16 protein-coding genes and 1 pseudogene are annotated in these 21,824 nt (G+C 72.0%); 7 read left to right on the top strand and 10 right to left on the bottom strand.

What is annotated here, in order from left to right; all coding sequences use genetic code 11:
* The first annotated feature begins 472 nt into the window (after positions 1 to 472).
* The gene (locus ACIQ6R_RS26645) at positions 473 to 922 is read left to right on the top strand and encodes a PTS glucose transporter subunit IIA (protein ID WP_404179123.1); all 450 of its coding nucleotides are present in this window, start codon (positions 473 to 475) and stop codon (positions 920 to 922) included.
* 77 nt (positions 923 to 999) lie between these two features.
* Positions 1,000 to 2,670, top strand: a complete 1,671-nt coding sequence (gene ptsP, locus ACIQ6R_RS26640) for a phosphoenolpyruvate--protein phosphotransferase (RefSeq protein WP_404223840.1) — start codon at positions 1,000 to 1,002, stop codon at positions 2,668 to 2,670.
* A 72-nt stretch (positions 2,671 to 2,742) separates the two neighbouring features.
* Here the strand turns inward: ptsP and ACIQ6R_RS26635 are convergent, their stop codons facing one another.
* On the bottom strand, positions 2,743 to 3,633 hold the full coding sequence (locus tag ACIQ6R_RS26635; protein ID WP_404223838.1) for a hypothetical protein: 891 nt from the start codon (positions 3,631 to 3,633) through the stop codon (positions 2,743 to 2,745).
* Between the two features lie 122 nt (positions 3,634 to 3,755).
* On the bottom strand, positions 3,756 to 5,732 hold the full coding sequence (locus tag ACIQ6R_RS26630) for an acetoacetate--CoA ligase (protein ID WP_404223837.1): 1,977 nt from the start codon (positions 5,730 to 5,732) through the stop codon (positions 3,756 to 3,758).
* A gap of 213 nt (positions 5,733 to 5,945) precedes the next feature.
* Between ACIQ6R_RS26630 and ACIQ6R_RS26625 the strand changes: the two genes are divergently transcribed.
* Complete coding sequence (locus ACIQ6R_RS26625) at positions 5,946 to 8,312, top strand: TIM-barrel domain-containing protein (protein WP_404223836.1); 2,367 nt, start codon at positions 5,946 to 5,948, stop codon at positions 8,310 to 8,312.
* Here ACIQ6R_RS26625 and ACIQ6R_RS26620 read toward each other — a convergent pair.
* Together ACIQ6R_RS26620 and ACIQ6R_RS26615 are read right to left on the bottom strand one after the other, a co-directional pair.
* Entirely contained in the window at positions 8,303 to 8,839 is a 537-nt protein-coding gene (locus ACIQ6R_RS26620) for an NUDIX domain-containing protein (protein WP_404223834.1), read from the bottom strand. The genes ACIQ6R_RS26625 and ACIQ6R_RS26620 overlap by 10 nt on opposite strands.
* A 47-nt stretch (positions 8,840 to 8,886) precedes the next feature.
* Positions 8,887 to 9,696: a M15 family metallopeptidase gene (locus ACIQ6R_RS26615; protein WP_404223833.1), complete on the bottom strand. Its 810-nt coding sequence runs from the start codon at positions 9,694 to 9,696 to the stop codon at positions 8,887 to 8,889.
* 149 nt (positions 9,697 to 9,845) lie between these two features.
* Between ACIQ6R_RS26615 and ACIQ6R_RS26610 the strand changes: the two genes are divergently transcribed.
* From ACIQ6R_RS26610 to glpK, 3 genes are all read left to right on the top strand, one after another.
* Positions 9,846 to 11,471: an EAL domain-containing protein gene (locus ACIQ6R_RS26610; RefSeq protein ID WP_404179144.1), complete on the top strand. Its 1,626-nt coding sequence runs from the start codon at positions 9,846 to 9,848 to the stop codon at positions 11,469 to 11,471.
* Between the two features lie 580 nt (positions 11,472 to 12,051).
* Positions 12,052 to 12,801, top strand: a complete 750-nt coding sequence (locus tag ACIQ6R_RS26605) for an MIP/aquaporin family protein (RefSeq protein ID WP_375916798.1) — start codon at positions 12,052 to 12,054, stop codon at positions 12,799 to 12,801.
* A 73-nt stretch (positions 12,802 to 12,874) separates the two neighbouring features.
* The gene (gene glpK, locus ACIQ6R_RS26600) at positions 12,875 to 14,401 is read left to right on the top strand and encodes a glycerol kinase GlpK (RefSeq protein WP_404223831.1); all 1,527 of its coding nucleotides are present in this window, start codon (positions 12,875 to 12,877) and stop codon (positions 14,399 to 14,401) included.
* Positions 14,402 to 14,458: 57 nt separating this feature from the next.
* Here glpK and ACIQ6R_RS26595 read toward each other — a convergent pair whose 3' ends face one another.
* The 4 genes from ACIQ6R_RS26595 to ACIQ6R_RS26580 all read right to left on the bottom strand — a co-directional run bounded on the left by ACIQ6R_RS26595 (position 14,459) and on the right by ACIQ6R_RS26580 (position 19,012).
* Positions 14,459 to 15,064: a GTP-binding protein gene (locus ACIQ6R_RS26595; RefSeq protein ID WP_404179152.1), complete on the bottom strand. Its 606-nt coding sequence runs from the start codon at positions 15,062 to 15,064 to the stop codon at positions 14,459 to 14,461.
* A 132-nt stretch (positions 15,065 to 15,196) separates the two neighbouring features.
* Positions 15,197 to 15,592 (bottom strand): DUF742 domain-containing protein, encoded by a 396-nt coding sequence (locus ACIQ6R_RS26590; RefSeq protein ID WP_404223828.1) that lies wholly within the window; start codon positions 15,590 to 15,592, stop codon positions 15,197 to 15,199.
* A 10-nt stretch (positions 15,593 to 15,602) separates the two neighbouring features.
* Positions 15,603 to 16,037, bottom strand: a complete 435-nt coding sequence (locus ACIQ6R_RS26585; protein ID WP_404223827.1) for a roadblock/LC7 domain-containing protein — start codon at positions 16,035 to 16,037, stop codon at positions 15,603 to 15,605.
* Positions 16,034 to 19,012, bottom strand: coding sequence for a nitrate- and nitrite sensing domain-containing protein (locus tag ACIQ6R_RS26580; protein WP_404223825.1), 2,979 nt, complete (start codon positions 19,010 to 19,012; stop codon positions 16,034 to 16,036). The genes ACIQ6R_RS26585 and ACIQ6R_RS26580 overlap by 4 nt, the downstream gene beginning before the upstream one ends.
* A gap of 426 nt (positions 19,013 to 19,438) precedes the next feature.
* Between ACIQ6R_RS26580 and ACIQ6R_RS26575 the strand changes: the two genes are divergently transcribed.
* Positions 19,439 to 19,999 carry a hypothetical protein gene (locus ACIQ6R_RS26575; protein WP_404223824.1) on the top strand — a complete coding sequence of 187 codons (561 nt, stop codon included), beginning with the start codon at positions 19,439 to 19,441 and terminating at the stop codon, positions 19,997 to 19,999.
* Positions 20,000 to 20,249: 250 nt separating this feature from the next.
* Here the strand turns inward: ACIQ6R_RS26575 and ACIQ6R_RS26570 are convergent.
* Both ACIQ6R_RS26570 and ACIQ6R_RS26565 read right to left on the bottom strand, forming a co-directional pair.
* A pseudogene (locus ACIQ6R_RS26570) lies at positions 20,250 to 21,410 on the bottom strand (NAD(P)/FAD-dependent oxidoreductase); the annotation flags it as partial.
* Complete coding sequence (locus ACIQ6R_RS26565; RefSeq protein WP_404179164.1) at positions 21,407 to 21,730, bottom strand: bifunctional 3-phenylpropionate/cinnamic acid dioxygenase ferredoxin subunit; 324 nt, start codon at positions 21,728 to 21,730, stop codon at positions 21,407 to 21,409. The pseudogene ACIQ6R_RS26570 and the gene ACIQ6R_RS26565, both read right to left, overlap by 4 nt.
* Positions 21,731 to 21,824: the final 94 nt, after the last annotated feature.

Raw genomic sequence — 21,824 nt, 5'->3', positions numbered from 1 at the left:
CCTCAACCCGATCGAAAAACCGATCAGGTCGGGGTATCAACATATCTGGCGTTGACTTTTGGCACGCTGTTGAGTTCTCAAGGAACGGACGCTTCATTTGTACTCACCCGAGAGACTTTCTCAGGCTTTCCTCCGGGCGCTTCCCTTCGGTGTTTCCAACACTATCAGGCTTTCCCGGTGCTTCTGACCACCGTCCTGCGGGCATGCAGAAGGCGATCCAGCGATAGGATCTGACAAGTTGGGTTCCGCCGGGGCGAGGACACCTTGCTTCGCGTCGCTCAACCTCAGGCAGGAGTAACGACTGTACACGGAGCCGTGGAACGGGTGCAAATCCGTGGGGACTGTGGTCTAGACCTCTAATCGGAACACTCATGCGGAACCGGTACTTCCTATGACATACCCTGCTGCACAGTGCGCCGTCCGGGACAGGCAGTGACGGCCCGTATACATCTCCGCCACTGGGAGGCTTCCCATGACCACCGTCTCGTCCCCGCTCGCAGGACGTGCCATCGGACTGGCCGCCGTGCCCGATCCCGTCTTCTCCGGGGCCATGGTCGGCCCGGGTACCGCCATCGACCCCGTACGCGAGGCTTCCGAGGCTGTCGCGCCCGTGGACGGCGTCATCGTGTCCCTTCACCCGCACGCCTTCGTCGTGGTCGACGACAGCGGGCACGGTGTGCTGACCCATCTCGGCATCGACACCGTGCAGCTCAACGGTGAGGGTTTCGAACTGCTGGTGAACAAGGGCGACACCGTTGTGCGCGGGCAGGGCGTGGTGCGCTGGGACCCGGTCGCCGTCGAGGCCGCCGGCAAGTCGCCCGTCTGTCCCGTCGTGGCTCTGGAGGCGACGGCCGAGGCCCTCACCGAGCTCCGTGAGGACGGCGAAGTGAAGGCCGGCGAGAGTCTCTTTCTCTGGAAGTGACGTCAGTGCCGTCGTGTGACGGCTGGTAGGACAACCACCGCGGCGGCGGGACCCGCCGCACGATCGGGACGGGTGAGATGGAGACAACGCTGCGAGGCGTCGGTGTGAGCCACGGTGTGGCGATCGGCGAGGTTCGGCACATGGGGACTGCTGTGCTCGAGCCCCCGGCCAAGCAGATTCCTGCCGAGGACGCCGAGCGCGAGCAGGGACGCGCGCGCAAGGCCGTGGAGGCTGTGGCGGCCGATCTGATGGCGCGCGGCAATCTGGCGGGGGGCGAGGCCCAGGCCGTGCTCGAGGCCCAGGCCATGATGGCCCAGGACCCCGAGCTCATGGCGGACGTGGAACGGCGCATCGCCGTCGGCAGCACGGCCGAGCGCGCGGTGTACGACGCCTTCGCCGCGTATCGCGCCCTGCTGGCCGGTGCCGGTGAGTACCTGGCCGGCCGCGTGGCCGACCTCGACGACGTGCGGAATCGTATCGTCGCCCGTCTGCTAGGGGTGCCGATGCCGGGCGTTCCGGACAGTGACGAGCCGTATGTCCTCATCGCGCGGGACCTGGCTCCCGCCGACACGGCGCTGCTGGACCCGACGCTGGTCCTCGGCTTCGTCACCGAGGAGGGTGGGCCGACCAGTCACAGCGCGATTCTCGCGCGGGCGCTCGGTGTGCCGGCCGTGGTGGCGCTTCCGGGGGCCGGGGAGCTGCCCGAGGGCACGGTCGTCGCCGTCGACGGCAGCACCGGTGAGATCTTCGTGAACCCCACCGAGGAGAAGAAGGGGCAGCTGGAGGCGGAGGCGGCGGAGCGCAAGGCAGCGCTGGCCGCGTCGACGGGGCCGGGGGCGACCTCTGACGGTCACAAGGTGCCGCTGCTCGCGAACATCGGGGGTCCCGCGGACGTGCCCGCGGCGGTCCAGGCCGGGGCGGAGGGCGTCGGTCTGTTCCGTACCGAGTTCCTCTTCCTCGACGACAGCGAGAACGCGCCGTCGGAGGAGAAGCAGGTCACCGCCTACCGGCAGGTACTGGAGGCGTTCCCCGAGGGCCGGGTCGTAGTGCGCGTGCTGGACGCCGGCGCGGACAAGCCGCTGGACTTCCTGACCCCGGGCGACGAGCCGAACCCGGCGTTGGGCGTGCGAGGTCTGCGGACGCTGCTCGATCACCCGGACGTGCTGCGCACGCAGCTGACGGCGCTGGCGAAGGCGGCTGAGGGGCTTCCGGTCTACCTCGAGGTCATGGCCCCCATGGTGGCGGACCGGACCGATGCCAAGGCTTTCGCGGACGCGTGCCGTGAGGCCGGGCTGCAGGCGAAGTTCGGCGCGATGGTGGAGATTCCGTCGGCCGCGCTGCGGGCGCGCTCGGTGCTGCAGGAGGTCGAGTTCCTGTCGCTCGGGACGAACGACCTCGCGCAGTACACCTTCGCCGCCGACCGACAGGTGGGTGCGGTGTCCCGGCTGCAGGACCCGTGGCAGCCGGCGCTGCTCGACCTGGTCGCGCTGTCCGCGGAAGCGGCGAAGGCCGAGGGCAAGAGCTGTGGCGTCTGCGGTGAGGCCGCGTCGGACCCGCTGCTGGCGTGTGTACTGACGGGTCTCGGCGTCACCTCCCTGTCCATGGGTGCGGCGTCGCTTCCCTACGTCCGGGCGACCCTGGCGAAGTTCTCGCTGGCGCAGTGTGAGCGTGCCGCGGCGGCCGCCCGGGCGGCGGACAGCGCCGAGGAGGCGCGGAACGCCGCTCAGGCGGTGCTGTCCGGCGAGTAGGGCCGGGCGAGGCCGTCGCTGTGGTTGTGGGTGCGGGGCGTTCCACCTTCGGGTGGGGCGCCCCGCACGCGTTCAGTGGTGGTGTCCCGGTGGCAGGTGGTCGTCGCCGAGGTCGGGCGGTGCGCAGTAGTCGACGTTGGATTCCGGGGAGATGAGGTCGCCGGACTCGACGTCGGTGCAGTAGGCGTCGAAGACCTCACCGGCGGTGAGGGGTTCGAGGCCGTATCCCCGCAGGCGCCAGCCGTGGATGCGGTCCGGTCCGCTCGGAGGGCTGACGCGCATGACGAGTCCGCCGGGGCTGTGGGTGGCGAGGCCGAGGGCGAGGACGCCGGTGAACTCCAGGGCCTCGGCCTCGTCGACGTGCGGGGTGCCGTCGGTGTCCTCGTCGGCGTGGAGGACGGAGAGGAGGGTCTCCGGAGTGCCCGTGATGCTGCAGACCAGGTGCCGGTTGCCCGGGGGCGCCGTTTCGAGGATGCGGCGGAGAAGGCGCGAAGCCCGGGTGAAGGCGGCTCGCCCGAGGTCTTCGCCGCAGGTGGCGCAGTTGCCGAGGCGGGCGAGCAGGTTGGAGGCGTACTCCCAGGTGGCCTGGCGGACGGCTTCGTCGACGAGAGCCGGGAGGAGCTCGGCGAGGGGCTGGCCCTCGTACGGGACGGTCGGTCCGCCGGCGGCGAGTTCGGCGGTGAACCGGGTGCGGCTGGCGGGGGCGTCGGGGTCGAGTCCGGCGGCCGAGCAGAAGTCGGCGTACTCCTCCGGGTCGAAGAGGGCGATGGTGGTGTGGGTGCCCTGTGCCGCGCGTGCCCTGAGCAGGGCTTCGACCTGGTGGAGATAGGCGGCGTGGTCGTCGAAGGTGAAGCTGCGGTAGCGCCGCATGGCGCGGAAATCGTGTTCGTCGGTGAGCAGTCCGATGGTGCCGGCGATTTCCCGGCGCAGGACGCGTCGCGTGGTCTGGTCGGTGTGCGCCATCTTTCCCCCTGTGCGCTGTCGATCAATGCTCACTCACAGTAATCGGCGGCACTGACAACGGCGCCGGGTGAGGCGCGCGGGGCCGGCCTCCGTCGGGGGCGGCCGGCCCGTCGAGGGTCTGTTCAGGTGCGTTTGCGGGCGAGGTCCTCGTAGAAGTGGAGCAGGTCGAGGTTGTCGATGGAGCCCGGGTTGACGGCCTTCTCCAGCGGGGTGCCCTGGAGAAGTCGTTTGACCGGGACCTCGATGCGCTTGCCGGTCAGGGTGTGCGGGATGCCGGGGACTTCGATGACCTCGTCGGGGACGTGGCGCGGGGACAGCTGTTCGCGGATGGTCCGCTTGACGCGGGACAGAAGGGCGTCGTCGAGGGAGGCTCCGGGGGCCAGGTGCACGAACAGGGGCATCCAGTAGCCGCCGTCCGGCTGCTCGACGCCGATGACGAGGGATTCCCTGATCTCCGGCAGTCGCTCGACGGCCTCGTAGATGTCGGCCGAGCCCATGCGGACGCCCTGCCGGTTGAGGGTGGAGTCGGAGCGGCCGTGGATGACGACGGAGCCGCGGGAGGTGACGGTGATCCAGTCGCCGTGCCGCCAGACGCCGGGGTAGGTGTCGAAGTAGCTGTCGTGGTAGCGGCTGCCGTCGGGGTCGTTCCAGAAGCGGATCGGCATCGAGGGCATGGGATTGGTGACGACCAGTTCGCCGACCTCGTCGGTGAGGGGGCCGCCGTTCGGGTCCCAGGACTGGAGGTCGGTGCCGAGTCCGGGGGCCTGGAGTTCGCCGATGTACACCGGGAGGGTGGGGACGGCGCCCGCGAAGCAGGAGCACACGTCGGTGCCGCCGCTGACGGAGGCGATCCACAGGTCCGCCCCGCTCTCCGCGAACTCGTCGTGCAGCCAGCGGAAGCCGTCGGGCGGGAGCGGAGAGCCCGTGGTGGCCACGCACTGGACCCGGGAGAGGTCGTGGTCGCGGGCGGGGTGCACGCCGGCCTTGCGGCAGGCCATGACGTAGGCGGCGGAGGTGCCGAAGAGGGTGGCCCCGGTGCGTTCGGCGACGCGCCACTGGGCGCCGGTGTCCGGATAGCCGGGGCTGCCGTCGTAGAGGACGATCGTGGTGCCGGTGAGCAGGCCGGAGACGAGGAAGTTCCACATCATCCAGCCGGTCGACGTGTACCAGAAGAAGCGGTCCTCGGGGCCGAGGTCGCAGTGCAGGCCGAGCTGTTTGAGGTGCTCGACCAGGATGCCGCCCTGGGACTGGACGATGGCCTTGGGCAGGCCTGTGGTGCCGGAGGAGTAGAGCACCCACAGGGGGTGGTCGAAGGGCACCTGCTCGAAGACGGGGTCCGTGTCGGCGGACGTCAGCGTCGCCCATTCCAGCGCGCCCTCGGGGGTGTCGGAGCCGAGGAGCGGGATGTGGACGACGGCGCGCAGGGTGGGCAGTTCGCGGCGGAGTTCGGCGACGGTGTCGCGGCGGTCGTGTTCCTTGCCGCCGTAGCGGTAGCCGTCGACGGTGAACAGGACGACGGGTTCCACCTGCTGGAAGCGGTCGAGGACGCTGCGGGCGCCGAAGTCGGGGGCGCAGGAGGTCCAGACGCCGCCTACTGCCGCGGTGGCGAGGAAGGCGACCACGGCCTGGGGGATGTTCGGGAGGTAGCCGCTGACGCGGTCGCCGGGGCGCACGCCGAGGGCGCGTAGTTCGGCGGCCAGCGAGCCGACCTGGCGGCGCAGCTCGCCCCAGGTGACGGGGCTCGGTTCGTGGGTCTCGTCGACGTACAGGAGGGCCGGTTCGTCCGCGCGGGTGGCCGCCGCGCGCAGGGCGTGCTCGGCGTAGTTGAGCGTGGCGCCGGGGAACCACCGGGCGCCGGGCATGGAGCGGTCGCCCAGCACGCGCGCGTAGGGGGTCGAGAAACGTACGTCGAACCATTCCGTGACGGCTTTCCAGAAGGTGTCCGGTTCGTCGACGGACCAGCGGTGCAGTGCGGCGTAGCCGCCCTCGGCGGGGGCGCCGTGGTGCTCGGCTGCCCAGCTCCGGAACCTGGTGATCCGTGCCTCGGCGATGAGCTGCGGATCTGGCTGCCAGAGCGGCTGGGGGTTCACGGTCGACATGGGGCGGCTCCCGGACTGTGCGCGTCGTGTGCGTCCTCCGCGCACGGGCTGGGGTGTGCGCGTGACGCGGCTGACACGGACGATGCCACGTGATCGACTTCTGCACCAGGGCGCGCCCCACATAGTCGGTGTCGTGAAGATGTGGTCCCGTCACGGGTGAACGGCAGTTGAACGACGCCCGCGCGGGAGGTCGTCGGTGGCAGGGTGAGCAGCATGGACGGTCGTGACCTGGTGCGTTCGATGAAGGCGGTCGGTTCTGCGGGGGCGGCGCAGGGGTTGCGTAGCGTACGGGCGGCGTGGCGCAGGCGGCGGGCCGACGCCGCGGGGCTGCCGCCGCGGGGTGCGGAGCGTGCGCGGGTGCCGGGTCCGATGCAGGCGGTGGAGCCGGGGCCCGGGGGCGGTGTCGTCCGGTTCAGCCGTTCGGAGCTGCGCGTCCTCGTCGCCGTGAACGGGGCCGTGTTCTGGGGCTGGGACGGTGCCGGGCCGGAGCCGTCGTACGCGTTGGCGGGCCGCTGTCCGCAGCCGGATCCGCGGGCGGTGCTGGAGCCGGACAAGGACGGCGGCTGGCGGGTGGTGGCCGAGCGGGCGACCGTGGCGGTGTCCCGGCACGGCGCGATCGAGGTCCGTACGCCCGGGGGCGTGGTGCTGCGCCGTGAGCTGCCGCCCCGCTGGTGGGAGCCGGTCGGCGGTGGTCCGGCGCGCTGGACGCAGCGGTCGGAGGTCGCGGCGGACGCACGGTTCTTCGGGCTCGGTGGGCGGGCCGCGGGACCTCGGCTGCGTATGGGCACGTACCGGCTGTGGAACACCGGTCCCGGCCTGCCGTTCGCTGCGGGCGAGGACCCGTTGTCCGTGACGATGCCGGTGCATCTGGTGGTGGCCGACGCGGGGACGCATCTGGTCTTCCACGACACTTCGTGGGACGGCACGGTGGCGTTGCGGGAGGGCGAGGAGGGGGCTGGGTCCGGGCATGACCGGCCCGGGCGGAGTGTGCTGCGGATGGACGGTGGTCCGCTGCGCTGCTGGGTGACGGTGGGCACCCCCGCGCGCGTGCTGCTCGCCTGGGCCTCGCTGACCGGGGCGCCCGCGCTGCCGCCCGCGTGGGCGCTCGGTCACCATCACGCGTGGTCGGGTCCTGGCGACGAGCAGGAGGTGCGGCGGATCGTCGCCGGCCATCAGGAGCGTGATCTGCCGCTCGACGCTGTTCACCTGGGCGTCGACCATCTCGACGGCCTCCAGGTGTTCACTGTGGACGAGGAGCGGTTCCCCAAGCTGCCCGTCCTTGCCGAGGAGCTGCGGCGGGACGGTGTCCGGCTGGTGTCGGTCGTGGGTCCCGCGGTCCCGGCCGTGCCCGGCAACGCCGTGTACGACGGCGGGACGAGCGAGGACGTGTTCGTGCGGGACGCCTCGGGGCCGGTCGTCCGGGGCGTGGGGTGGCCCGGCGACGTGGTCTTTCCGGACTTCACGCGCGCGTGTGTGCGTGAGTGGTGGGGCGGGCTCTACGAGGAGCGGCTCGGGCAGGGGTTCGCGGGGTTCTGGCACGACCTGGACGAACCCACCTCGTTCGCCGCGTTCGGGGAGGCGACGCTGCCGCGTTCGGCCCGGCACTTTCTGGAGGGGCGAGGCGGTGACCACAGGGAGGCGCACAACGTGTACGCGTTGTGCATGGCCCGCGCCGGGTACGAGGGATTGCGGACGCTGATGCCCGAGGAGCGGCCGTTCGTCTTCTCGCGCTCCGGGTGGGTCGGCATGCAGCGTTACGGCGGTGCGTGGTCCGGGAGCGTGGCCACGGGCTGGCCCGGGCTGCGGGCGTCGCTGTCGCTGGTGATGGGGCTCGGGTTGTGCGGGGTGCCGTACGCGGGGCCGGATGTGGGCGGGGCCGGCGGGACTCCGTCTCCTGAGCTGTATCTGCGGTGGCTGCAACTGGCCGCCCATCTTCCGCTGTTCCGCACGCACGGGGGGCACGGGGCGCCGTGGGAGTTCGGTCCCGAGGTGCTGGAGCACGCGCGCGTGGCGCTCGTCGAACGGCGGCGGCTGCTGCCGTACTTCGTGACGCTGGCGCATCTGGCCCGGCGTACGGGTGCGCCCTATGTGCGTCCGCTGTGGTGGTCGACGCCGGAGGAGCGGGCGTTGCGGGACTGCGAGGACGCCTTCCTGCTGGGCGACTGTCTGCTGGTGGCGCCGGTGCTGGACCCGGGGGCGGACCGGCGGGCGGTGCAGCTGCCGCGCGGACGCTGGTACGACGTGGTGACGGAGCGGGCGTACCAGGGCCCGGCGCAGGTTCTCGTCGATGCGCCTCTGGCGCGGATCCCGGTGCTCGCGCGCGCGGGAGCCGTGCTTCCGGTGCGTGGGGAGGACGGCGGGCCGGCGCTGGAGGTGTGGGCGCCCGCGCGGGGGCGGACCGGCGGGGGTCTGGTCGTGCCGGACGCGGGCGACGGCTGGGGGGAACCGGAGATCGAGCGGTACGTCTCGCGTTGGGACGGGGGACGGGTGGTCGTGGAGCGGGAGGGCGAGGACGGCGTGAGCGAGCCGTCCTGCCCGGTCCGTGTCCGTGGGCTCGTGGAGGGCTCGGCTCAGATGTAGCGGCCCTCGAACCAGGCCCGCACGGCTCGGGTGTGAAGCGGGAAGGCGAGCTCCTCGGCCCTGCGCAGCAGGTGCCATCCCTCGGTCTCGTGCGTGGCGGTGGACGACGGGAGGCCCTCGGCCGACCGCTCGGGGAGCATCCCGAAGAGCAGCAGGTGGCCGTCGGGCGAGCTCATGGCGTCGGCGAGGCGCACGTCGCGGCTCGCCGCGTCGATGCCCGTCTCCTCCTTGAGTTCGCGGACGACGGCCTGCCGCCAGTCCTCCCGGTCGTCGACGTAGCCGCCGGGCAGTGCGACGCCCCCGCGCGCGGGGGCCACGGTGCGGGTGATGACCACCAGGGCGGTGCCCTGCGTGTCGTACACGGGCTGGAGGGCGACCGCGACCGGCAGCGGGTTGCGGTAGGCCACGGTGCCGCACGCGGGGCAGGTGCGGGGCCAGCCGGAGACGCCCTCTCCGTAGAGCGTGCCGCAGCTCGAACAGTGGGAGCCGGGGACGGAGTTGGGAGCGAAGGTTTCAGTATCGAACACGCGGCGGACTGTATCCGATTCTGGAGGGGGCGGCTCCGGCAGGCGTTTCAGTGGCGGCCGGCGAGCGACCTGGCGGAGACGGGGAAGTCGAAGTAAGTGTCCGGGTAGGGCTCGGGCTTGTAGGTGAAGTGCCACCACTCCTCGGGGAGGTTCACGAGGCCGACGTACTCCAGGGTGTTCTTGAGCAGCAGCCGGTTGGCGCGCTGGGCGCCCTGGATACGCGGGTCGAGGGTGTGTGAGCGGGTGTCGAAGCAGTCGTAGCCGGTGCCCATGTCCACGGAGTTGTCGGGGAAGCGCTCGTCCTGGGGTGCGAAGCAGGGCACCAAGGGCTGACCGGGGCGGTAGGGCCGGGTCGGCTTCGCCGGGAGCTTCACGATCGTGAGGTCCACGGTCGAGCCGCGGCTGTGGCCGGACTTCGCGGCGATGTAGCCGTCCGCGAAGAGGCGGGTCTTGTCGACCTCCGGGTAGAACTCGGCCTTCGTCCTCTGGTCGTCGAGGTCTTCGGCCCAGCGGACGAAGTGGTCGACGGCGCGCTGGGGCCGGTAGCAGTCGTACACCTTGAGGGAGTAGCCCTGGCGCAGCAGCCGGGTCTGGGCCCGGTGGAGGGCTTCGGCGGCGGGGCGGGTGAGGATGCACAGGGGTTGCCGGTAGCCGTCGATGCGCTCGCCGACGAAGTTGTGCGCAGTGGTGTAGCGCATCTCCTGGATGATCGTGGGGGCGACGCTTCTCAGGGCCACGAAGTCCTCCGGGGCCCTCGGCTCCGGCTTGGCCTGGGCGGTGGCGGGGAGGGCCGTGACGGCGAGCAGGGCGGCGAAGGTGGTGACCAGGCCGCGGAGCGTGGTGGAGAGTCGTGTCATGTTCCCTGCATCTATCAGGGGTGGACTCCGCGGGGGAAGTGGGCGGGTCGGCGACTCGCCGTCCGTACGCCCTGGGAGCACGTCGAAATGCTGCGTGAACGTCGCGTGAACTGGGCCCGGGCCGGGGTCTGTGGCGCCATTCTGCTCCCGTGCGCTCCTGGACGGACACTCTCCGCTTCGCCTTCCAACCGGTGGTCAATCTGCTGACCGGCGGGGTGGCGGCGCTGGAGATACTCGCCCGTCCGGAGACCGGCGACATCCTGGCGGAGGCGCGCCGCGACCCCGAACTCGACGGTCGGCTGGCGGTGGCGGCGTTCCGCGCGGCGGTGCGCAGGGAGACGCTGCTCCCGCTGCACGTCAACGTGTTCGCGGGCACGCTCGCCGACCTCGGTGGCCTGCAAGGACTGCACGGCGCCGTGCGCGAGGCGGGACGGATGCCGTGGGAGGTGACGGTCGACGTCTGTCCGCCGTACACGCATGTGCCGCGGCAGGCCCTGCTGGAGGCGGTGAGCGCGTTGCGGGGTCAGGGGTTCCGGATCTGCGCGGACGGGGTCGGTGACGGGGACGCGCCGCTGCGGTTGCTGACGGATCTGGCGCCGGAGCTGGTGAAGCTCGACGCGTCGTTGCTGGCCCGGCCGGCAGCCGTACGGGCGATGCGGGTGCTGTGCGACGAGTTGGGGGCGCTGCTGTCCGTCGAGGGCGTCGAGACGGAGTCGCAGTGCGCTGCCGCGCGGACGGCCGGGGCGCAGTTGGCGCAGGGGGAGCTCTTCGCGCCGCCCGCGCGGCTGCCGGCGGCGGACGTGTACGTTCCGCCCGGCTCCCCCGGTGTCGTACCGGCGCCGCGCTCGGGGCCCTCGGTACGGCAGTTCGTACGGCCGGCCGCCCTGCTGCCCGCGACCGCGTCGGCGGGGCAGGTGCGGGCGCTGCTGACCGGGGCGCCGGACGTGTCCGGGGTGCTGCTCGTGGACCGGGACGGGGTTCCGGTACGGTCGGTGCACCGGTCCCGCTTCCTGCTGTCGATGTCGGGGCGCTACGGCCACGCCCTGTACGCCGACCGGCCCGCCGAGAAGCTCGGCGACGCGCCCCGGACGGTGGGCGTCGACGCGACGGCGTGGGAGGTGCTGGACGTGGTGGCCGTCGGCGGCCGGGGCCGCACGTCGGACGACGTGGCCGTGGTGGACGCGCACGGGCGGTGCGTGGGCGTCGTGCGGCTCGCGGACCTCGTGCGGGCGCTGGCCGAGAGCCGGGTGGAGGAGGCTGCCGGGCTCAATCCGCTGACCCGGCTGCCCGGTTCGGACGCGATCACGGGAGAGGTGGACCGGCGGATCGCGGACGGGCGGGCGTTCGCGCTGAGCTGGCTCGATGTGGACCACTTCAAGCAGGTCAACGACGGGGCCGGGTTCGCTGCGGGCGACGAGCTGATCCGGGCGGTCGGGCGGGCGCTGTCGCAGACGACCGCGGGGTCCGCGCGCGTGGGGCATATCGGCGGTGACGACTTCCTGGTGCTCACCGACCCGGAAGGGCTGGATCCGCTGGCCGCCTCCGTGCTGGACGTGCCGTGGTCGGCCGGCGGACGGCCCGTGACGCTGTCGTTGGCGACGGTCCTGTGCGGACCGGGCAGTGTGCCGGACCACCGGCAGGCGGCTGCCTGGCTGGCGCCGCTGAAGAAGGCCGCGAAGGGGCTGCACGGGGCGAGTTGGGTGCTGGGCCGGGCCGGTGCGCCGGGGCACGAGGTCCGACGCGGCTCGGACCGGGCGACGGCGACGGCGGGGTGACCCGGCCGCCCTCGGCCGAGCCGGCGAGTGGGCGCCGGGAGGGACGGCGCCCGGGATGGTATCGGGCGGCGTCGCCGAGCCCGAGGTGCGGGGCGCTGTCGCCGACACGTGCGTGCACGCGTTGTTGGCCGGCACGCGCGTGCACGCATTTCCAGCAGGCACGCGCGCGCACGCGCTGTTGGCCGCCACGCGCGCGCACGCGCTGTTCGTCGGCAGGCGCGCGCACCGACCGCTACGGCACCACGAGCGCCTGTCGGCAGCCACCGTCCAGGCGGGCTCACGTGGACACGCACCCCGCGCGGGTCGCCCGGCGGGTCCTGAACCGTTGCGGTCGGCCACCTTGACGCTCCCTGGGCGCCGGTGAACACTTCCGGTGTCAGTCGACATCGCCGTACATCTCGGCGTATTCCGGCACTGCGTCGCGCGGGCACTCCTGTGCTTCGAGGCCCACTCCCCCACGGGCGGTTCGGCTGCTACGGCACGCTCGTCACTCACGCCCCGCGGCGGAGGCCGTCGGGGGAGACGCACCGCGCACAGGAGGCCGGGGCCGATCGCCCCGGGCCAGGGCCTAGGAGCCGCCATGAGCAACGGAGACATCTTCGTCGGCGAGATCATCGGTACCGCGATCCTCATCCTCTTCGGTGCGGGTGTCTGCGCCGCCGTGACCCTGAGGTACAGCAAGGCGCGGGCGTCGGGGTGGGTGGTGATCGCGTTCGGCTGGGGATTCGGTGTGCTGGCGGGCGCCTATACCGCAGCCCCGCTCTCCGGAGGGCATCTCAACCCCGCCGTCACCCTCGGGATCGCCGTCGACACCGGCGAGTGGGGCAAGGTCTGGGTCTATGTGCTGGGGCAGTTCATCGGCGCGATGATCGGTGCCGTCCTGTGCTACCTCACGTACTTCGCCCAGTTCCAGGCCAACGTCCGCAAGACCGGCACCACCGAGGGCACGGCGGACGAGCCGGTACCGACGCTCGGCATCTTCTCCACCATCCCGGAGATCCGGCACCCGGTAGCCAACCTGGTCACCGAGATCATCGCCACCGTCGGACTCGTCCTGCCGATCCTCGCCTTCGGACTGACCGAGGGACTCGGCGAGTCGGGGACGCTGGTGCTGATCGTGTCGCTGCTCGTCGTCGGGATCGGCCTTTCCCTCGGGGGGCCGACCGGTTACGCCATCAACCCGACCCGTGACCTCGGCCCGCGCATCGTGCACACCTTCCTGCCGATCCCGAACAAGGGCACCTCCGACTGGGGTTACGCCTGGGTCCCGGTGGTCGGCCCGCTGATCGGCGGAGCGCTCGCCGGGCTCATCTACAACGTGGCCTTCTGAACGGCCCGCCAGAGACGTCGCCTCCGCACCGCCTCCGCAGTCCTCTGAACCCAGCCCAGCCCAAGGGGTAGCCATGACGGACCACTCCACGAAGTACGTCGCCGCGATCGACCAGGGCACCACCTCGAGCCGCTGCATCATCTTCGACCAGGACGGCGCGATCGTCGCCGTCGACCAGCGCGAGCACCGCCAGATCTTCCCCAAGCCCGGCTGGGTGGAGCACGACGCCACCGAGATCTGGTCCAAGGTTCAGGCCGTGGTCGCCGGGGCGCTCGCGGGCGCCGGGCTGCGCGCCGACCGGCTCAGCGCGCTGGGCATCACCAATCAACGCGAGACGACGGTCCTGTGGGACCGCGCGACCGGCAAGCCCGTGCACAACGCCATCGTGTGGCAGGACACCCGTACCTCCGCGCTGTGCCGCCAGTTGGGCGGCGCGGACGGGCAGGACCGTTTCCGCGAACAGACGGGGCTGCCACTGGCCAGCTACTTCTCCGGACCCAAAGCGGCCTGGCTGCTCGACAACGTGCCCGGCCTGAGGGCCCGCGCCGAGCGCGGGGAGATCGCCTTCGGCACCGTCGACTCCTGGCTGATCTGGAACCTGACCGGCGGCACGGACGGCGGGCAGCACGTCACCGACGTGACCAACGCCGGGCGCACCATGCTGATGGACCTGCGGACACTCCGGTGGGACCCCTCGATCCTGTCGGCGATGAACATCCCCGAGGCCGTACTCCCCGAGATCAGGTCCTCCGCCGAGGTGTACGGGACCGCCGTCGGCCAGCTCGCCGGCGTTCCCGTGGCCTCCGCCCTGGGCGACCAGCAGGCAGCCGTGTTCGGGCAGGCCTGCTACGACGTGGGCACGGCGAAGAACACCTACGGCACGGGCAGCTTCCTGCTGCTCAACACCGGTGACCGGCCCGTGCCGTCGAAGAGCGGGCTGCTGACCACCATGGGCTACCAGATCGGTGACGAGGCGCCCGTCTACTGCCTGGAAGGGTCGATCGCCATCACGGGGGCCCTGGTCCAGTGGTTCCGCGACCAGCTCGGCGTCATCCGCAGCGCCGATGAGATCGAAACGTTGGCGGCGAGCGTGGCGGACAACGGGGGCGCGTACATCGTGCCCGCCTTCTCCGGGCTGTTCGCCCCGTACTGGCGCTCGGACGCGCGCGGGGTCGTCACCGGGCTGACCCGGTACGTCACCAAGGCGCACCTGGCGCGCGCGGTGCTGGAGGCGACGAGCTGGCAGACGCGCGAGGTCGTGGACGCCATGTACCAGGACTCGGGGGTGCGCATCACGGCCCTGAAGGTCGACGGCGGCATGACGAGGAACAACCTGCTGATGCAGCACCAGGCGGACGTGCTGGGCGTACCGGTGATCCGGCCCCGGGTGTCCGAGACGACCTGCCTGGGTGCCGCGTACGCGGCCGGACTGGCCACCGGTGTGTGGGACGACCTCGACGAACTCAAGACGCACTGGCAGCGGGACGTCGAGTGGGCGCCCGCCATGGAGACGTCGGTGCGGGACCGCGAGTACCGAAACTGGCGCAAGGCGGTGGAGAAGAGTCTCGACTGGCTGGAGGACGGCGAGGGCGACGGCTAGGCGCCGGGCGGGCTCGGGGGCACGCGCGCGTGGGTGTCGTCGCCGTGCCCCGAGCCGTCAGGTGGTGACGACGCTGCGGCGGTCCGCCGCCTGGGCCATGGCGTGCTGGACCACGCCGATGAGGACCTCCTTGACCGACTCCCGGTCGCGGGCGTCGCACATCACCAGGGGCACGTCGGCGTCGAGGTCGAGGGCCTGGCGGACGGTCTCGGCCGGATAGCGGGCCGCCCCTTCGAAGCGGTTGACGCCGACCAGGAACGGGATGGAACGGCGCTCGAAGTAGTCGACGGCGGCGAAGCAGTCCTCCAGGCGGCGGGTGTCGGCCAGGACGACGGCGCCGAGCGCGCCCTCGGAGAGCTCGTCCCACATGAACCAGAACCGCTCCTGGCCGGGCGTACCGAAGAGATACAGCACCAGGTCCTCGCGCAGCGTGATCCGCCCGAAGTCCATGGCCACCGTGGTGGTGTGCTTGCCCTCCACACCGCTGACGTCGTCGACGGGCCGCCCGGCCTCGGTGAGCAGTTCCTCGGTGCGCAGCGGCCTGATCTCGCTGACCGCGCCGACGAGAGTGGTCTTGCCGACGCCGAAGCCGCCGGCCACCAGGATCTTGAGCGTGACGGGCTCGACCGGCGGCTTGCCGCGCTGAGAACGCCCGAAGATCATCGATCTCTTCTCCTTAAAACGTGCCACTTAACGTGCCACTCGCCATGCCGCTGGTCATGCCGACGGTCGTGCCGCTTGTCGTGCTGCTTGCCGTGTTGCTTGTCGTGCTGCTTGTCGTGCCCGGGGGCCGGTTCACAGTGCCCTCAGTCCGCTGATCACATCGCGCAGAATGTCCTCGTCCGGCAGTTCGGCCGGGGGCACGGGCCGGTTCACGTGGACGAGTTCGATGTCCACGAGGTCTCCGACCAGGACCCGCACGACCCCGATGGGCAGGTCGAGTTCGGCGGCGAGTTCGGCGACCGACTGCGGCGCTTCCCGGCACAGCCCGACGATGTCCACGTGCTCCGGGGAGAGCGTGACGTCCGCCTCCGGATCGTCCGCGTGGGGTTCCGTGACGACCACCGCGATGAGGTCGAGGCGGTGCTGGGCCGCACTGGTGGTGCGGCCGCGCGTCATGGCGTACGGACGGACGACGGGCCCGGCCTCGTCGTCGAACCAGTGTTTTCTTCCCTGACCGTCTGCGCTCATGTCATCCCACTTACCCGCCCGCGGGCAGATCGGTGCGCGGAGCGGTGCCCAGGTGCACGCCGACCCGCTTGACGAGGAGGGTCATCTCGTAGGCGACCAGGCCGACGTCTGAGTCGGCGTCCGACAGGACGGCCAGACAGCTGCCGTCGCCGGCGGCCGTGACGAACAGGAAGGCGTCGTCGAGTTCGACGACCGTCTGCCGGACGCTGCCCGCCTCGAAGTGACGCCCCACGCCCTTGGCGAGGCTGTGGAAACCGGACGCCACGGCGGCCAGGTGTTCGCTGTCCTCCCGGGTCAGGTCCTTGGACGCCCCGGTCGCCAGACCGTCGCCGGACAGGACGACGGCTTTGCGGATGCTCGCGACACGGTCCACCAGGTCGTCGAGGAGCCAGTTGAGCTCCCCGGACCTGGTCGAGGTGTGGCCGGTCGCCTTCGGTGCGGTCATCGACCGTCCCCCTTAGTCGTTCGTTGTGGTGCTTGTGGTGCTGTGCCGCCGGGGACGTCGTCCTCCGTGGCGTTCTCCTTGCGGCCGCGCTGCCAGCCGCGCTGGAGCGAGGCCATACGGCTGCGTACTTCCTCGGCGTCGCGGTCGGAGCGGTCCTCGGCGGGCGGTTCGGGGCTCTGCCTGAGCTGGGGGGCCAGGTTGGCCTGCCGTACGCGCCGGGGCAGCGCGCCGGTGCCGGGTCCGGAGGCGTCCTGGGCACTCCCCGGGACGCCGGGTGTGCGGTCGGCGTCACGCGCGCGGTCCTCGCCGTCGCCGGACGTGGAGCCCCCGCGCTCGGGAGACACGCCGCGGCGGCGGGCCGGGAGCGACGGGAGCGCCTCGGACGCCGTGCGGTCGGCGTCGCGCCTTTCGGCACGGCCCCCGGTACGACCCTCGGTACGAGCGTCGGCGCGGCCGCCGGTGCGGGCGTCGCCACGACGGTCCATGCCGGCGTCGCCACGACGGTCCATGCCTGCGTCGATTCGTTCCTCGCGACGACGGCGGGTGGGCAGGGCGGGCGGCTCGGCGGATCGTGACCGCGGGTGGGCGCTGCCTTCCGCGCGCTCGGCTCCTGCCGCGGGCGCCTCGTCCATGGTGTCCCGGGCGGCCCGTTCCGGCACCGGACGCCCGTGTGAACTGACCAGCTTGGGGGTCCGGCGGCGGGGCAGCGCGAGCGGCGTGTTCACCTCGTCCTCCTCGCCCCGGAGCGCCCCCTGGCGCGACTCGCCTGTGTGACCGGGCTCCTGACGTCGCCGTTCGGCGCGACGGACCTCCTGGTCGTCCTCGGCCGCCACGAGGGAGCGGCGCGGGCGGAACAGGCCACCCCGTTCGCTGTCCTCGTCGCCGAGCCCACCCGGCAGGTCGCCGAGGGCGTCCAGGTCGACCGGCGCCTCGAGTTCGACCGGCCCGTCGAGCAGCGGGGCCGGGCGGCCCGGCAGCCGTGCGGGCACGTGGGCGAGGTCGGAACGGCGGCTCTCCTCCCGCTCCTTCTCCTTGACCTGCTGGGGGCGGTCCAGGCGGAAGCCGACGCCGTTGGTGTCCGGGGCGTCGTCCGTGAGCAGCGCGTCGGGGACGAAGACGACCGCGGTGGTGCCGCCGTACGGGGAAGGCTGGAGGGACACCCGGACGTTCTGTCGCTGGGCGAGCCGGCTGACGACGAAAAGGCCGAGCCGGTCGGTGTCGGACAGCTCGAACTCCGGTGTCTCGGCGAGCCGGAGGTTGGCGTCGAGGAGGGCGTCGGCCGCCATGCCGAGGCCGCGGTCGTGGATCTCCAGGGTGAAACCGTTGGCGACGCGCTCGCCCATGACCTGCACGGCGGTGTGGGGCGGCGAGAACACCGTGGCGTTCTCCAGCAGTTCGGCCACGAGGTGGGTGAGGTCGGCGACGGCCGGTCCGGTGACGGCGATGCGGGGCAGGCGGCGGACCTCGATGCGCTCGTAGTCCTCGACCTCGGCGACGGCGGCCCGGACCACGTCCATGAGCTGGACGGGCTTGCGCCACTGCCTGGAGGGGGCGGCGCCGGAGAGGATGACCAGGCCCTCCGCGTGCCGGCGCATACGGGTGGTCAGGTGGTCGAGGCGGAACAGGTCGGCGAGTTCCTCGGTGTCCTCGGTGCGGCGCTCCATGGTGTCGAGCAGGGTGAGCTGCTTGTGCAGCAGCACCTGGCTGCGGCGGGCGAGGTTGACGAACACCTCGGAGACGCCGGCCCGGAGTTCGGCCTGCTTGACGGCGGCTTCCACGGCGGCACGCTGGAGGGTGTTCAGGGCCTGGCCGACCTCGCCCATCTCGTTCTTGTCGTACTCCAGCCGCGGCACCTCGGTCTCCACGTCCACCTGTTCGCCCGCCGAGAGGCGGCGCATCACGCTGGGCAGGCGGACACCGGACGCCTCGTGGGCGTCCAGGCGCAATTGCCTGAGGTCGCGGATGAGGGAGCGGCCGACACGTACGGACAGGAAGAGCGAGAACAGCAGAGCGATCAGGCCGAGGGCGCCGGCGACGACCACCTTGGCGATGGTGTTCATGGCGACCGGGTCGACCCGGTCCTGGTAGCGGTCGGCGGCGTGGTCGTCCAGGGCGCCGAGTTCGTCGAGCACGCTGCCCGCGGCGGTGTCCCAGCTCTTGGCGGTGACGCCGCGGGGCGGGCCGGCCTCGCCGGCGACGGCGGCCTCCTCGGCGACGCGCAGGGGGGCGGAGGCGGCGTTCTTCCAGAAGCGCTGGTACCGCCCGCGCTCGGCGGCGGGCAGCAGCGGGAGGTTGATGTCGTACATCACGGTGCGCTGGGCCACGAGGTCGGAGACGTCGCGTATCTCGGCGCGGGTGAGCCGACCGGTGACCAGGGCGGAGCCGAGAAGGGCGTCCTCGCGGGAGAGCAGTTCCCGGGCGCGGGAGACGTTGACGAGGGCGCGGTACTGCTTGTCCAGGCTCACGTCGTCGACTACGTGGAGGTTGGCGAGCAGTTCGTGACAGGGGTCGACCAGGCGGTTGTAGAGGCCGAGCGCCTGCGCGCGGTCGACGGTGCCGTCCTCGACGCTGCGGCGCAGCGAGCCGATGCCGTCGAAGGCGTCCAGGACGGCGGTGAGCCGCTCCTCCTCGGCCTGGCTCAGCGCGTCGCGTACGTCGGCCTTCGCGGCGTTGCCGCGGATCTCGGCGATGGCCTCGTCGGTGGCGGTGCGGCTGCGCCGCAGGGCGGAAAGCCCGTCGGAGGCGCGCGGGTCGGCGAGGTGGACGAGGGTCTGGCGGCGTTCCTGCTGGAGGACACGGACGGTGTCCTCCACCGGGTAGCCGATCTCCTCGACGACGGTCGAGACGCTGAACAGCCGGCCCGCCTCGCGTCCCGTCAGCACCGTGGCGAAGGCCCAGATCGCGGTCAGGGACACCAGCGGCACGAGAAGCAGCGCCACGATCTTCCGGCGGATCGACTTCCCGCGAAAGCGCATGGCCTCCCCCAGCTCGACCCCCACTGGCGGGGGGTACACATGTACGTCAACAAACGGCGCGAGCCTACTACTGACGCACAGGTAACTCGAAGGCCCGTCCGGAGGCCGAACCTCCGCACCAGCGGTCGGCGGTGGCCAGTTGTCCGGTCATTACGGGAGATTCCTACGGGTTCCGGTGGCGGGTGCTGCCGAGCGTTCTTCCGGCCTGGCGGGCGGAATGGCCGAAAATCTTCGACTGTGCGGGATTCTCGGGAATCTTGAGGGTCGGCCGTTCGTCATTCACTACGGGAAATGGAGGCGGAATCGGCCACAGGAGCCGCATCCCGCCCCCGGGCGGCGTAAAGCAGCGCAAGCCGGGCAGCCAGAGGGGAGCCGTGTCTTCGGACACGGACGAGCGGTCTGCTGGCGGTGGGGAGTGACATGTTGATGGGCACGGCGGAGCGGCGCAGGGCGCCCGAGGACGGCGGTGCGGCCGAGTCGACGGCCCGCTCGGTTCCCGGAGCGCCGGATCGCGACATTCCGGCGGCCGGGCCGGACGCGACGGTCCGTATGCGCACGGAGCGGTCGGAGGGGCGGGAAGCGCGGGAAGAGTCGGCCTACCGGCCGTTGTGGACGGAGGAGCCCGCCCGGCGGCGGCGTCTTCCGGATCCGGTGCGGACGGCGGCCGTGCGCGCGGTACTCGTCGTCGCCGTGACGCTGATACTGGCGATGGTGGCCTTCCTGTGCACGATGGCGGGATCCTGGCTGGCCTTCCCCATGATGATCGGCAGCGTGGCGGGCACGGTTGTGGCCACGTGGGGCGTGCTGGACGTCTGGGTGACGCGGCAGGTCTGGAATCAGCGGCACGGCGTGGTGTCGATGCCGAGCAGCACCGCGCGGGCCATGCGCCGCGAGCGTCGGCGGGCCAGGCGGCAGGCCCGGTCCGCGGAGCGGGCCCAGGAGCGGATACGCCGGCGGGGCGGCGCGGGGCGGCTGTCGCACTCCTGAGTGGCCGGGTGAAGGTCCGGGCTCGGGCAGCGGCCACCCTTCACCGCACCGCCGACCGAACGCGATCGCCCGTCGGCTGCACTCGATCCTCTGTCGGTTGCCCCCAACCGACCGTCGGCTGTGTCTGACTGCCCGCCGGCTGGGTCGGGTTGTCCGCCGGTTGAGCCTGATTGCCCGCCGAATGGGACTGGTTGTCCATCGGCTGAGCCTGACTGCCCGCCGGCCGGGATTGGTTGTCCGTCGGCTGTGTCCGCTCGGCGTGGGCGAGTTCGCGTCGGGCCCGCATGAAGGGGCGTGGGCGATCCACGGAGAGCACCGCGGTCGTACGGCCGTCCCGTTCGTAGCGGGCGAGAAAGCCGTCGGCGGCCGGTACGCCGTCGGCGACCGCGCCCTCGACGATGCGGACGGTGTCTCCCTCCCGGCGCCGGCCGGCGAACTGGAGACGGGCTCCGTACTGGTCGGACCAGAAGTACGGCACCGTCCTCGCGCACTCCACGGTGCGCCCGGCGAGCAGGTTGGTCACGGCCACCCGGGGCTGCTCCGTGGCGGAGGTCCAGTGTTCCGCGCGCGTGCCCCCGACGCGGGCCACGTCGCCGACGGCGACCACCCGCGGCAGCGACGTCACACAGCCGTCGTCGCAGAGGACACCGTCGTTCAGAACGAGCGCCGAGCCCGCCAGCCAGGCGGTGTTGGGTGTGGCGCCGATGCCGACGATCACGACGTCGGCGGGCAGATCTCGGCCGTCGGAGAGTGCCACCGAGGTCACGGCGACCGTGCCGCGCAGTGCGGCAACGGACGCCCCGGTGACGAGTTCGACACCCCCGCGGCGATGCAGCGTGGCACACACGGCGGCCATCTCGGCGCCGAGTTGGGGCACGAGCGGGAGCGGGGCGGCCTCGACGACGGAGACGCTGTGGCCGAGGGCTACGCAGGAGGAGGCGGTCTCCGCGCCGATGAAGCCGCCGCCGATCACGACGACCCTGCGCGGGCCGCGGGTGAGTTCCGCGCGCAGAGCGCGGGCGTCGTCCAGAGTGCGCAGGGTGTGGACGCCCGCGAGGCCGTCGCCCGGAAGGCGCCGGGCGGAGGCACCGGTGGCGACGACGACGCCGTCGGTGGACACGGTGCGGCCGTCGTCGAGCAGCACGGTCCGGCCGCGGGCGTCCAGGCCGCGGGCCCGGACGCCGAGCAGCCAGTCGGCGTCCAGTTCGGCGGCCTCCTCGGCGTCGGTGAGCGCGAGCTGGTCCTCGTCGGCCCGGCCGGTGAGGAAGTCCTTGGAGAGGGGAGGCCGGTCGTAGGGGCGGTGGGGTTCGTCGCCGACGATCACCAGCCGGCCGTCGAACCCCTGGGCGCGCAGTTCCCGGGCGGCGTACAGGCCGGACAGCGAGGCTCCGACGACGGTCACGGTCCTCATGCGGCGCTCCCCTCCTCCGCGGCGAGATCGACGTGTACGACACCCTCGTGGAGGATGACGCGGTGGGTTCGCACGGGCCTGCGGGCCGGGAGACAGGTCGGCCGGCCCGTACGGAGATCGAACGACGCGGCGTGCAGCGGGCATTCGATCAGGCAGCCCTCCAGCCAGCCCTCGGAGAGGGAGGCGTCCTGGTGGCTGCACGTGTCGTCGATGGCGTAGAGATCACCGTCGTCGGTGTGGAAGACGGCGATCGGCGGACTCGTTCCGACCCGGGTGGACTCGCCCTTGGGGAGGTCTTCGAGGCGGCAGACGGGAATCATGGGCTCCCCTCTCGGTCCGGAACACGTGTCCCGACGGGCGCGGAACGCGTACCCTTCCGGGATCCGGACGCTTCGGTAACATGATGTTTCACAT

Source organism: Streptomyces sp. NPDC096048 (assembly GCF_044763415.1).
Taxonomy (GTDB): domain Bacteria; phylum Actinomycetota; class Actinomycetes; order Streptomycetales; family Streptomycetaceae; genus Streptomyces.
The sequence above is the reverse complement of the archived record's forward strand: the minus strand, read 5'-3'. Positions and strand labels throughout refer to the sequence as shown.